At 45.0% G+C, this 13,306-nt stretch carries 10 protein-coding genes and 1 pseudogene; 2 read left to right on the top strand and 9 right to left on the bottom strand.

What is annotated here, in order from left to right; all coding sequences use genetic code 11:
* Positions 1–699 precede the first annotated feature (699 nt).
* Positions 700–3,216: a phosphoenolpyruvate synthase gene (gene ppsA, locus F6K46_RS06310; RefSeq protein ID WP_293054345.1), complete on the bottom strand. Its 2,517-nt coding sequence runs from the start codon at positions 3,214–3,216 to the stop codon at positions 700–702.
* A 40-nt stretch (positions 3,217–3,256) separates the two neighbouring features.
* Here ppsA and F6K46_RS06305 point away from each other — a divergent pair, with 40 nt between their 5' ends.
* Positions 3,257–3,388, top strand: a complete 132-nt coding sequence (locus tag F6K46_RS06305) for a hypothetical protein (protein ID WP_293017798.1) — start codon at positions 3,257–3,259, stop codon at positions 3,386–3,388.
* A gap of 480 nt (positions 3,389–3,868) precedes the next feature.
* Here F6K46_RS06305 and F6K46_RS06300 read toward each other — a convergent pair.
* The 5 genes and pseudogenes from F6K46_RS06300 to F6K46_RS06280 all read right to left on the bottom strand — a co-directional run bounded on the left by F6K46_RS06300 (position 3,869) and on the right by F6K46_RS06280 (position 10,043).
* Positions 3,869–4,177 (bottom strand): annotated as a pseudogene (locus F6K46_RS06300) (adenosine-specific kinase).
* 654 nt (positions 4,178–4,831) lie between these two features.
* Positions 4,832–5,014: a hypothetical protein gene (locus F6K46_RS06295; RefSeq protein WP_293054348.1), complete on the bottom strand. Its 183-nt coding sequence runs from the start codon at positions 5,012–5,014 to the stop codon at positions 4,832–4,834.
* A gap of 243 nt (positions 5,015–5,257) precedes the next feature.
* Entirely contained in the window at positions 5,258–5,797 is a 540-nt protein-coding gene (locus tag F6K46_RS06290; RefSeq protein WP_293054351.1) for a universal stress protein, read from the bottom strand.
* A gap of 408 nt (positions 5,798–6,205) precedes the next feature.
* Positions 6,206–9,292, bottom strand: a complete 3,087-nt coding sequence (locus F6K46_RS06285) for an S-layer family protein (RefSeq protein WP_293054354.1) — start codon at positions 9,290–9,292, stop codon at positions 6,206–6,208.
* Between the two features lie 94 nt (positions 9,293–9,386).
* Entirely contained in the window at positions 9,387–10,043 is a 657-nt protein-coding gene (locus tag F6K46_RS06280; RefSeq protein ID WP_293054357.1) for a filamentous hemagglutinin N-terminal domain-containing protein, read from the bottom strand.
* Positions 10,044–10,484: 441 nt separating this feature from the next.
* Between F6K46_RS06280 and F6K46_RS06275 the strand changes: the two genes are divergently transcribed.
* Positions 10,485–10,793, top strand: coding sequence for a DUF3288 family protein (locus tag F6K46_RS06275; RefSeq protein ID WP_293054360.1), 309 nt, complete (start codon positions 10,485–10,487; stop codon positions 10,791–10,793).
* On the opposite strand, the gene F6K46_RS06270 is transcribed toward F6K46_RS06275, so the two are convergent.
* The 3 genes from F6K46_RS06270 to bioD all read right to left on the bottom strand — a co-directional run bounded on the left by F6K46_RS06270 (position 10,790) and on the right by bioD (position 13,303).
* Positions 10,790–10,915 carry a hypothetical protein gene (locus F6K46_RS06270; RefSeq protein WP_293054363.1) on the bottom strand — a complete coding sequence of 42 codons (126 nt, stop codon included), beginning with the start codon at positions 10,913–10,915 and terminating at the stop codon, positions 10,790–10,792. The two genes, F6K46_RS06275 and F6K46_RS06270, sit on opposite strands and share 4 nt — an antisense overlap.
* A gap of 273 nt (positions 10,916–11,188) precedes the next feature.
* Entirely contained in the window at positions 11,189–12,586 is a 1,398-nt protein-coding gene (locus tag F6K46_RS06265; RefSeq protein ID WP_293054366.1) for an MlaD family protein, read from the bottom strand.
* A 45-nt stretch (positions 12,587–12,631) separates the two neighbouring features.
* Positions 12,632–13,303 carry a dethiobiotin synthase gene (gene bioD / locus F6K46_RS06260; protein WP_293054369.1) on the bottom strand — a complete coding sequence of 224 codons (672 nt, stop codon included), beginning with the start codon at positions 13,301–13,303 and terminating at the stop codon, positions 12,632–12,634.
* Between the last annotated feature and the right edge of the window lie 3 nt (positions 13,304–13,306).

The following is a 13,306-nucleotide window of genomic DNA, read 5'->3' as shown; positions in this document are numbered from 1 at the left end:
TTTCAGACTTTTGCTCTTACGATTAGCGATACCACAAGCCTGAAGACATCTAGCTAGTAGCTATTACGGGTGGTTTCACCCATAGTTATGGCTACCATGGTTTTTTACTTGAGCTGACAGCAAGAGAACTAGTGATTTCAGCTCATCTACATTTGATAGAGTTGGGAAAATCAAAAATGGTAGAATTTGTTCTATTTAATTACCCATTCTTGATTTATTTTATAATCTTTAGATTTTATTTATATTTCTCTGGAGCTATCATCCCCAATTCCTCCTATTTTATATTTCTTAAAAAACGTCAAGTTTATGGTTAGCCAAGGTTTTTCTATGGTTTGGGGCAAGTTAATCCCTAGGCCCTTGGCGTATCTTAAAGTTTTGTAATGTAATTTTTGATTTTGAATTACATGAGAATTTTTGGCTATTAACTCATCCTTCCTCCCAGGTCATCTGCGATTGTTGATCAAGAACTCGGCGACATCAATCACCAAACTTGGCATCTTTGCGGTGCGACCCGTGGCGAATTTAATTCTTAATGGGTCAAGGGCACCGGAGACGTTTTGAAGCTAGAAGCTACTTGCAACTTGCTCCTAAATGCGACGAGATTCAAGTCATCTCCATGGGGGAAAACCTTGAGGTGTTTGGTTAGGTGTAATGTAAATTTATTAACACATAACCCTCTTAACACCTAACACCGGGACACTAATTTACTCCTTCTACCTTGGCGATATCCAGAAGTGTCTTGAGTACCGAGTCAGGGTTCAAGCTGATGGAATCAATTCCCAACTCCACTAAGAAGCAGGCAAATTCCGGATAGTCACTTGGTGCTTGACCACAAATACCAATCTTGCGGCCATTTTTCTTGGCTTTTTCTATCACCATCCGCACCATTTGTTTAACTGCTTCGTTACGTTCATCAAAGATATGGGCAACTAAAGCAGAGTCACGGTCTAATCCTAAGGTTAATTGAGTGAGGTCATTAGAACCGATGGAGAAGCCGTCAAAGATTTGGCTATACTCGTCGGCTAGGATGACGTTACTGGGGATTTCACACATCACATAGACTTCTAACCCATTCTCCCCCCGCTTCAAGCCATGTTTTTCCATTTCCGCCAGCACCCGGCGACCTTCATCAGGAGTGCGACAGAAGGGAATCATGGGGATAACGTTTGTGAGTCCCATCTCATCCCGTACCCGTTTGAGTGCCTTACATTCCAAACCATAGGCTTCCCGGTAGATTTCATCACAGTAACGAGACGCCCCTCGCCATCCTAGCATCGGGTTCTCTTCTTTGGGTTCAAACTGTTTACCCCCTAAGAGATTGGCGTATTCGTTACTCTTGAAATCTGACATCCTGACGATAACTGGTTTGGGATAGAAAGCAGCAGCGATGATGCTAATCCCGTTGGCTAGTTTATCCACAAAGAAGTCAGGTTTATGGTCATACAATGCTGTCAGCTGAGCAATTTCTTCCTTGACCGATGGATCTTCGAGTTTATCGAAGTGAATCAACGCCATCGGGTGTGCCTTAATGTGATTGGCAATGATGAACTCAAACCGGGCTAACCCCACCCCATCGCAGGGAAGAAAAGACAGACTAAAGGCTTTCTCTGGGTTACCCACATTCATCATGATTTTGGTGCGGGTGCGCGGTAGGTTGTCAAGGGGTGTTTCTTGCACCTCAAAGGGCACTAACCCTTGATAAACCTTGCCTTCATCTCCTTCTGCACAGGAAACTGTCACTGGTTGGCCTGTCTTCAACTGGTTAGTGGCATTGCCACAACCCACAATCGCGGGGATACCCATCTCACGGGCAATGATGGCAGCGTGACAAGTGCGGCCTCCTTGGTTAGTGACGATAGCACTCGCTCTCTTCATGATAGGTTCCCAATCCGGATCTGTCTTGTCCGTGACCAATACCTCTTTGGCTTGGAAACGGTCAATCTTGTTGACATCCAGAATTACCCTTGCTTTGCCTTGACCAATCATTTCACCGACGGCGCGACCGGTGACTAGCACAGACGTTGCCTGCAATGTCTCTACATCGCCTTTGAGTTGATAATGACAAATAACATTGGCAGATTTCTGGGATTGTACAGTTTCCGGACGGGCTTGAACAATAAAGAGTTCACCGGTTTTCCCGTCTTTCGCCCATTCAATGTCCATGGGGGTGTAGCTACCCCGTACCTGGGAATAGTGCTCTTCAATGATGCTAGCCCACTTGGCTAGGGTGAAAATTTCCTCATCATTGATCGCGTATTTTCCCCGTTCTGATGGCGGCACTGATATATTTTTCGTCAGTTTCCCGCCGTCATCATAGACCATTTTGACTTCTTTGCTGCCTAGACGTTTGTCTAGGATAGGGCGATAGCCATCTTGGAGAGTCGGCTTGAACACTAGGTATTCATCAGGGTTGACTGCTCCTTGGACAACGTTTTCACCCAAACCGTAAGCTGCTGTTACTAAAGCGGCATTTTTAAATCCGGTTTCGGTGTCGATGGAGAACATCACACCAGACGACGCTAGGTCTGAGCGCACCATTTTCTGGACACCGACAGACAGAGCAACATCAAAATGGTCAAAGCCTTTAACAGTTCGATAGGAGATGGCGCGGTTGGTAAAAAGGGAGGCAAAGCATTTGTGACAGGCTTGCTCAACCCCTTTTATTCCGTGGACGTTGAGATAGGTTTCCTGTTGACCAGCAAAGCTAGCATCAGGTAAGTCCTCAGCGGTGGCACTGGAACGAACTGCTACATCTGTATTGTAATTTGACTGTAGGCAAGTGTCCCGATATTCTGGGTCAAACTGCTCACAGAATTCCTGGGGATCATTCCCATAGCGTTGGCATAGTTGTTGGTATGCCAACGCGATCGCATTGGCTAGTTCTTTTGGGAATGGCGTATTGAGAATTAAGCTTCTCGCTTGCATCCCCCGTTGTCGCAAGTTATTGACATCTTCCACATCCAGGTCAGAGAATCCCTGGCGCAGCTTGGCTTCTAACCCAGCTTTCTCAATAAAATATCGATAGGCATAGGCTGTGGTAGCGAAGCCAGTGGGGACTCTCACTCCTACTGGTGTCAGTTGTCGGATCATTTCCCCCAAAGAGGCATTCTTTCCCCCCACTAGGGGGATATCGGCAATCCCAACTTCCTCAAACCAGAGGACGAAGGCTTTGTCTTTGGCAGATGGTTGGGCTTTTTCTGGAGCAGTGATGACCATATGATGCTTCTCCTAAGCTTGACTTCCAAGGGGAGTACAGATGGTTTTCTGCCTCAATGGGATTGTTCAATGGGATTGTGAAAAGTCCGATGAAGCACCTGAAGTTGTGGCAGTTGCTGAACTAGCATTAACTCAAGGCTTAGCCTGTTCGGCAGACAACGTCACCTTATGACAACCTCACCTTATGACAACGTCCACGAATATGCCATTGTCTTAACTCTAGCCTAGCAATTCGTTTCTCCCCTTCATTGAGCTATCAACTCTATCGGGGCTGATACTACTAGTTTAGAAAATTTTCCTCAAAGGAGGTCATCTTTCTTTACTTTATTTTATATACAACACAGATGTTGTTTAACTAGAAATCAGAAATGATTAAGTATAAGTCAGAAATGATTTAAATTTTTTATAGATATAAACAAGGGGATGAGTTTTAGTGAATTTCCAGGCTTTGGCTTATCTCACCAGATTTTTGTAGTTTATTTGACATAATTTTCCTGGCATTTGTAGTTTATTTGACATAAATTTCCTGGCAGTTGCTATATGGTAAAAAACCTGAGTAAAATAGTAATAAATTTCTCAATACCATTATTTTTCGTCTCTGGTGCAACAGGCACGGAAATACCTGACCGCTAAAAATTACCCCCTTACCCCCTTAGCCCTTCATCTGTTGCATTTCAGCTACAATCTCCTGTACTGGATTGGCGGTTGAGCAATGGATAGGGCAGACTTCTGGGCACTGCTGGATGGCATTCAAGAAGTTGAATGGGTATGCTTCTTTGAGTACAATCACGAAGCTATGTCCAGATGCGCTCCCACAGCGTGAGCAAAGCTGAATCCCTTGAGGATTCTGAGTTGGATTAGATTTAAGCGTTGGATCATTTCCTGTAGCTCGGATCAATTATGATCCAGATGCTTCACAGAAGACGATGCCGGATTTTAGCTGGGTCGAAGTTCCGATCATGACCTGATATAAGTCAACGACCGTTTTAATAAAGTGGGCGTTACCAATAATAATGATGTTACTCCCCCTGACGAAATTTCCATCCTAAGCACTTTGAGTTCGATTGTCACCGACCTCTGAGCCTCAGTGAAACAGTAAAAACACTAAACTCAACGTAAAAGCTGCATATTATCTCCAGTCGAAGTAAAATTACTGCCAAAATGCCAAATACCTACCGGCATCATAGATACTTCTTCTGATGGCAGGTGGTAACCTCTAGATCTAATTATCACCTCAGCATTGACAAAAATGCATAAGTATGGGTATAGCAAAGGGAACAGGGAACAGCGGATCTGGGAACAGGGAACTTGGGATCAAAATTTTTACAATTCCTACAGGGATTGCTATACAAGCAAACTAACATCAATAAGCCACAGTTGTTGAGAAAATCCTGGAGAAATAACTCCCACAACTTACACAAAACTGGACTCCAAAACCTATAACCAAAACCTATAAGTAGTAGGGTGCGTTAATAACGCACCCTACAAGTAGAGTTATTGTGGAATTCCTGCTCTCAAAAAGAGACTAGACTTCTGGTGGAAGTAAGAAAGATTAGTGAAATGATTAGTGATGAATCAGTCTATTTGATCCATCTATGTAAAAAATGCATAATTCCTAAAGCCTTCTTGATGCAAAGCGCGAGTGGGGGAAACCACGCCAGTTGCTCATGGTTTGTTCGCGTTCGCCTTTGGCGTGGCCTACGGCCAAGCGTCGCCAAAGGCGATAGTTACCGTAAGACAGGCTCGCCTTGTCTTGATGCAGTCGCTCATGGGGGAAACCCCCAAGACCGCGCTGCATCGCTAATCAATAAGTTAAAACCCATGCATCTGCATAGCCTACCAACCATAAAGGCTCAACGTAATCAGGTTTCGTCTGCGGGGGAACCACGGCAGTCGCTCATGGGGGAAACCCCCAAGACCGCGCTGCCTCCCCAAGACCGCACTGGCTCCCCAAGACCGCGCTGCATCGCTAGAATGTTAAGCCTGTCGGTCGCAAAGCGTGAGCTTTGCTCAATCGCAAAGCGTGAGCTTTGCTCAATCTCTACTTTGTATCTGTAGTTACTGGAGTGGCTGTAGTGGTTAACTCAATGCTTGGGGTTGCTACCCCTTGAACTACCAACACTGAGCAAGGAGCATGGTGAACAACATAGTTACTGACACTCCCGAGTACCATTTCTTTTAAACCCCCAAGCCCTCGACGACCTAGAACAATTAAATCCGCACCCCACTTTTGGGCTAGATCACAAATTCCTACACTCGGATCTGCCAATTGACAAGATACTTCGGCAGCGATACCATGATTATTGGCCTGTTGAGCATAACTCCTAAGCCACTCTTTGTTTTCCTCAACGTGTATTTGCAGATTTTCTTGGTGAACCTTTCGCAGACTACCATAGAGGTCTACATCAGCTATGGTGCCAAGACCTACGTAAGGAGTCATCATTTCCTGACGTTCCCAGTTAAGGAAGTGTACTAGCATCAGAGTACTCTGTTCCTTTTCGGCTAGGTCTAGGGCGTTTTCAAACACTGCTTCTGCTTGGGATGAGCGGTCGATTGCTACCAGAATTTTTTTGTAAGCCATGATTAGTTTTTCCTCGCCTCTTAAAATTATTCAGATGGGGGCTCGAAGATATGGAATTTAAGTACTTGCAGAAAATAAATTAAGGGTTGCCCTTGTCTAGTAAAGATAGGGAAGATGTGTAAGATACTGAGGTTCGCGCTTGAGCTATAATCCCTGACATTGAAGACGTTGAGTGAATAGTTTCTTGTAGTCAGTGGTGTAGTCAGTGCCGTAGTAAGATGCTACTCAATGTGATAGGGTTCTATAATTTAATTCTAGAAAAACTACTCACAGATATTAAATACTGGTTAACCATTTGTAACACTTATCGGCCTAGTTAAAAAAAATAGCAATGGGATGATCATTAGTAAGGTGAATGATTAAGAAAGCCTAAACGTAGAGAAAACTAGAGTTATTGCCCAAATGCTGTTACCGTACGCAATAATAAGGTGAAAACCAGGAAATGAAGGGACTCGACTGAGGTGAATCAGCCACTAACTCGACCACTCCGTCGTTATTAATAATCCATCGATTAGCTTCAATAACTCTAGACCGACGCCAGTTACCTGCATTAGAAGCATTGGAAGGTAAGATAGGATTTTTCCGGCGGCGAGCGCTGTGGCGAGGTAATGGACGTAAATCCACCCACAGGGTTTCACCCCGAAGCGGTTTAGTGGGGTCTGTGGGTAAACCACCCCGGCCAAATTGGGTAAATTGATTGCCATCCGAGGTACCGCAACCAGTGGCAACTAGGAGTTTGAGATTAACAAAATTTTCCGGTAGCTGGAATAATCCTGCGCTAGGGTCATCCGAAGGTGCATTAATTTCGACAGTACCGCTAAAGGAAGCTCCCAGTTGGGAAGAGGCGGTAATATCACTATCTGGAGTTTGTTGTTCTCTAAATTCAGTACCAAAGATGCCTAAAGCATTGATAATCACTCGTCCCCCAAAGCTATCTTCAGCATTGGCGGTGATATCGCTATTGTCTAAGGCAACTAGCAAGTCAGTATCAATAGTAATGTTACCGCCAGTGGCATCACCTTCGGCATTGGTAGTGATGTTACTGCGATCGCGCATCAAGATTAGCTGGGAATCCAGATTAATATTGCCGTTATCCCCAGCATTGACTTCAGCAGAAAGGGTAGCTTGATCTAATACAATCGAGGAGGCCGTAATGTCGAGATTACCGGCCTTGGCATTATCCCCATTACCACGAGCACTGACGGAAATTTCGGCACGATCACGAACTCTCAAGTTGTTGCTGGTAATGGTCACCGAACCGGCAGCTGAGTTTTCCTCAGAGAAGGCCGCAATCCGACTAGGAAACTGACCATCCTCTGAAATCCCAGTGACTTCTATGTCATTAACTTGGAGGAAGATATCCCCAGCTTCACCATCCCCTAAGCTAGAAGCAATCACCTCTCCACCATCACTGACCTCTAGCTCAGTTGCCCGAATGGTAATAGTGCCAGCATCCCCAGCTCCACGGGTAGAAGAGGACAATGCGGCTTCATCACTGACCAGCAAACGCTCAGTTTCAATGGTTAAATTGCCGCCAGGGCCGGTGCCGACGAGTGTAGCTGTAACCAAAGCGCTGGGAAATATACCATCAGGTGAGGTACCAATGGCTGAGACTTCCTTAGCTCTAACGGTTACACTGCCCCCATCCATATTATTCCCCCGATTAATCGAGCGGATTTGAGCGCCATCACGCAACTGCAAAACTCGAGTTTCAACAACCACTCTCCCTGCATTTCCAATTGCTCCAGGTCTGGCGTTGCTATCGATGCGCCCACGCTCTTCAACGGTTGTACCTGAGAGCATCACAGATTCTGTGGCGGTAATGGTAATCTCACCAGCATTACCGGAGCTAAAGGTGTCGGTACTTACAATACCCCCGTTCAGCTGTAATTGTTTGGTATCAATTACTAGGTTACCGGCATTTCCACTATCCCGGGCAATGCTTGAGATTAACGTTGATGCATTATTCACTTCCAGCAATGAGCCAACATTTAAAGTAATATTGCCACCATCACCAGCATCAAAGGCATCGGTGGAAATTCTGCCACCATTGTTCAGTATCAATTTGTCAGTATTAATTGTTAAGCTGCCACCATGGCCTGTACCTGTCGATTCCGAGAATAAGCCGCTCCTGGCTTCCACATTAAGATTAAAGTTAGCCCGATTGAAGGGGTCTTCCGGTAACGAGACTCCCTCCGTGCCCAGGTTTTCTAGAGACACTTGCAGGGTGTAAGTGTCCCCCACTTCTGGGGTTGCACCCTCGATCAATTCATTATTACTAGCATCAGAGGGGAAGGCACCAACTCCGAGTAAGTAAACCCCTGGCTCAGTGATGGTGGTCTCAATTAAGGAGTCTGTGCTGAAACTGCCAAAGACTTCTCTACTGCCACCAGCACCATCAGCAGCTTGAGAATCGTCATTGACTTCTAATAATTCTCCTGTACCTTGATTAAACAGGAAAATCTTGGTATCTACGTTGCCGTCTTCCCCTGTAAAGCCATTGTCAATGTCGAAAATAGCTCGACTGTTGCCATTCGTGATACTGAAGGAAAAGTAATCAACTTGATTTTCCGCTGCACCCAATACGGTGGTGCCATTAATAATCTGTTCTGGAGTCCGTTCAATGGAAACATAGGGAATTCCCAATGGTCCGGATTCAGCTACGTTGGGATTCGGTTCAGTAATAAACTCTAGAGGATTTAAGTCAAAGGTGTCTAAGTCTAAGAAAGGATTAGGGACAAAATCCCGACTTTCCCCAGATATGGTGACGCTTTCGCTAGCGTTAATGGTGATATCTCCAGCATTTCCGATGTTGGTGGTAGCAGTGATAATTTGTCCACCAGTTTCCAAGACTAAGTTATTGAGATTGAGTGCGATCGCACCGCCATTACTACTAGTCCGCGTAACTGTACCGATAAATCCCCGATTAGCTAGATTCAGTGACCCTTGGGCATTGTTAATGGTAATGTTGCCTCCAAAGCCACTAGTGTCAGCAGCGGAACGAGTCAGAATCCCGCTAAATAACCCATCCTCAGTAAAACCGGAGATATCAATGGCACCATTGGCATTAATCTCAATATCTCCTGATGCCCCATTGCTATTGGTAACGGTTTGAATTCTTGAGCCACCAGTGATGGTAAGAGCGCTAGTGGTTAGCTGAATGTTTCCGCCATTGCCGATGGCTGAGGTTAGTAAATCATTAGCAATCAAACTCTTGTCAATAAGATTGGTATTGCCTCTAGCGTTAATGGTAATGTTGCCAGCTACTGCATCTGGTATCGATGTCCCTGAAGTCAATCCAGCTTGTAAAGTGGATTGAGACATGTCGAAATTCGCACCATTGATGGCAATAGTTCCGCCATTTACTGAGGTCACATCTACCAAGCTACCGTTAGTCAACGAAACATCAGCTCGTTGGACTCCATCGGGAAAACTAACGGATGTCGCACCATTGAGCGTAACGGTTCCTGGATTAGATAATCCTCCTAATTCCACTTCCCTGGCACTTCAACGGTGGCACCATTGAGGTTAACTTCACCCCCAAGTAAAGCCATGGTTTGCCCAGTGTCGATGCCTAAAGTAGCTCCTATCACGTTGACTGAGCCAGGATTGCTACCATACCATATTGCAAACCCATGGGAATATTAATGGTTAACAATGGTGGAGCATTTGGATCACTAGCGCTAAAGTTGAAATCATTGTCAAATATTGCACTATCAGCAGTGCTAGCGAAAAAGGAGCCTGCTACATCTAAGCTCGCATTAGATCCAAATGCAATACCATTAGGATTCAGCAAGAATAAATTAGCGCTACCGTTTACTCCCAAAGTCCCCAGAATTTGAGAGAGGTTGCTACCAGTGACACGAGTCAAAATATTGGTAATGCCATCGGGATTAGCAAAATAGACTCGTTGACCATTACCAACATTAAATTCTAAAAAACTGTGGAAGAGGTTACTATCTCGTATTGCTCCCCCTTCAATTAAATCAGCTACTGCACCACGGATAGTCTGATTGGGAGTAACCTGAGAATTTTCATCCCCCAAGGTACTATCTGGGGTAATTTGAGCGATAGTGGGTAAGGCGAGTAATAACCATAGACTACTAACTTCGAGCAATGCCACTAAGCCTAATTGCATTAGTGAAATGGTATCTCTGGTTCGACTTGCGATGAGGTAATTAGTGTTGTAGTGCTTGCTAGATAAGGGATTAGTTTTGTGGGCAAAGGGGAAGCGTACGCATTTCATAGATAGACCTGACCGATTAGTCTCAGTCTTAGATTTCCCAGCACTTTTGCTCAGAGTAACAACTGTGATAAACTCAGAGCTTGCAGCTTTAGCAAAGGCAACAGGAACCCACCCCTAACCCCTCCCAGGAGGGGAAAAGAAGGAACAGGTAACAGTAATAATATTTGATTTTTTCAGTACTTAAATTTATTTTTATGACTTACGATATTAAGTCTATTTGTACTGCAGCAAGATTTAATATCAACAAAAAGTTAAGTCTAAAAAAAACTATAAATTATTAATTAAAAGCATAGTTTTACGATTTTTAAGTAGTTGTATAATCGTGCAAAATCTCAGTATTAATTCTCCCCTATATCCCCACACTCTTACCCCGATTCCCGATTCCCGATTCCCGATTCCCGATTCCCTTTGCTATAACTAATTATTGATGTTCAAGCAAGCATGGAAGCCTTGACTGAGATGGAAGGAAATCAAGACCAGCAACATCCTCAGGAAAAACGCGATCGCGAAATAGTTAACCGTCTTTTACAACAACAACCCAATGAATACAACTTGGCGGAATTAGCCCGACTGCGGATTCGCTATGACAGCTTTCCCGGTGCTAGAGCGATTCAAAGGGACTTGGATTTACTGCTCCAGCGATGGCAACTGACAGAACAACAGCTTTTTGAGAAAACCCTTCAGATTCATCAAGAGGGTCTTGCGTATAGACGAGACAACAGTTCTGGAAGCCAAGATGACTGGACTTAAGACTTCTTTGCTGAAGTCGCGAATAGGGAGTAGGGAGTAGGGAGTAGGGAGTAGGGAGTAGGGAGTAGGGAGTAGGGAGTAGGGAGTGGTAAAAAATCATTTTGGTTTTTCAGTACTGTCACAAGCCTTTTATGATAAATTTCCACTTAAAAAACTCAGAAAGCTTACTGTAAAAGCGATGCAGAGGTGCGACCCGTGGCGAATTTAATTACGGGTCAAACGCACCATTACGGTCTTGGGGAGGCAGCGCCGACCTGCGGGGGTCTCCCCCATGAGCGACTGCATCAAGACAGAAAAATTAGGCTCTTCAACTAACAAAATTTACTGAATACGGCCTCTTGCCACTGTTCCCTGTTCCCTGCTCCCTGCTCCCTGCTCCCTTTACTAAATTCATTTCATTTAACCGATTTCCTAGGGGCTGGGGGTAAAAGCTTAAACATCTGTTTTTCTTGATTCGGTTGAAGCTTCTGATCAGCTGGAGCTATTGGATCGATCTGAGGTGGATCGATCTTAGGGGGGGACTTAGGGATGGAAACGGTTTTAGCAGGATCATTAGACGAGGCGGTGTCTATAGCAGTATTGAGAGCTTCCAGTTGTTGAGATATCAAAGCCTGCTGTTGCAGCTGCTCGGTAGAAGACACTAAGCCGCTGAGTCCATTAACTAAATCCTTGACATTGCGGCGAAAAGCTGGATCCCCAGTCAGATCATCTAGGTCAGCGGTAATCTTTTGGGCATTTTCAAAGGTAACTCGTGCTGAGTCTAGGGTTTGTTGTAATACCAGTAAATTAGTAGGACTGTTGAGAGTATTGGAAACATTACGTAAGTTAGCAGATGCTTGGGCAGCATTAGCCGATAGGTTTTCTAAGTTCCGCAGCATCTGTGATACATCCGTTTGATAAACCGCTGAGTTAACCTGATTCGCGGTAATAGTTAAGTTGCTGGTCAATACACGCAGATCTTGACTGGCCTGAGAGATGCTATCCAAGGTGGTCACCAAATTTCCCCGATTGCTGACCAATAGTTGATTGGCAGAGGTAATCAACTGATTTAGTTCCCTTGCCGTTTGGCTGTATTGCTCAGACGTACTAGAAATGCTACTGGTTGCCAACCCAATTAGACTAGATGTTTGATTGGCAGCACTGGTCACAGCATTCGTTGCGTTGGACAAGCCTGCTACCTCTTGCCGCACTATCCGGGACAACTGGGTCATCTCTTTGCTAAGTTCTGACACGTCTCTGGCGGCATTGGAGGCATTTTCCGCAAGACTATTGATTTTGTCAAAAAAGGCTGGATCACCGAAGAGTTCAGCAATGCGATTTCCGTTCCGTAGGAGGTCAGCAAAGGTGGAACCCACATCACCATTAATCTGATCTTCTTCACAAATAACTAGGGAAGAATTACATTGTGCTCCGAAGGGTGTAAGACTTTGAGCAGTTGCAGGTAATTGTCCTAGGGGCATGATATCCACATTGGTAGCACCAATTAAACCCGATTGATTAGCTTCAACCTGGACTTTGCGGGGGATTAACAATCCAGGGTCATCAATTTCAACGGTGACATTGACCCCATTAGTACCGGGTTCAATGTTAGTGATTCTCCCAACTTGGACACCGCGATAGCTAACTGATGCCCCCACTTGCATCCCAGCAGCGTTGCCAAAATTGACAATAAATTTATAGCTCTTTCGACCGAAGCTAATCCCACTAATCCATACAACAAGTCCACCGAAAACAGCAAGTCCTGCTACTATCAATAAGCCAACGGAGCCTTCTCGAATCGTCCGCGATCGCATAGTTTAACCTTTTTTACCGTTTCCCCTCACATTTACTATGATGCTTCACCAACCACTGACATCCAAATTTGAACCCACTTGAGCTAGTTTCGAGTAGTCCATTGGGTCAGATAGATGAGGTAAAATCCCCAAAACCTTAACATTGGTTAGACTCTCGATTAAGCTAATCGGAGCCAACTGATTAATTTCTTCGGAGGTACGAGATTGGACGCAATTGAGGACAATGCCTTTGAGGTCAACTCGTGATGAGCGTGCCAGGGCAACATTAGCAACCACTTGTGCGATCGCTCCTAATTCTACCGGCGCAACCAATACCGTTGGCAATCGCCAATCCCTTGCCAAATCTGCCACAATCAGTTCATGAGTCACCGGTGAACCTAGTCCTCCCAAAGCTTCCACCAACACCACATCCCGCTGACTGCGCAGACTAACGAAGCCTTGCCAGACCTTTTCGAGGTCAACCTCTCGTCCTTCTAGATCTGCAGCAACTGGTGGTGCTGCAGGGGTTTTAAACTCCACGGGTGTGATCTCCTCCAGGGTTTGACCCAAGTCAAATAGTTGGTGGTAAATTTCGCGATCGCCAATTCCGGTTTGAATCGGCTTGAATATCCCCAGACTCTCTTGAGGACGGTAAGTCTGCCAATAAGCAGCGATCACAGAAGTCAAAACCGTTTTGCCGATCTCTGTATTGGTGCCAGTAATTAGTAATACGTTCAAGAT

The sequence above is a fragment of the Moorena sp. SIO3E8 genome (genome assembly GCF_010692445.1).
Taxonomy (GTDB): Bacteria; Cyanobacteriota; Cyanobacteriia; order Cyanobacteriales; family Coleofasciculaceae; genus Moorena; species Moorena bouillonii.
This window is presented reverse-complemented; position numbering and strand designations above follow the sequence as displayed.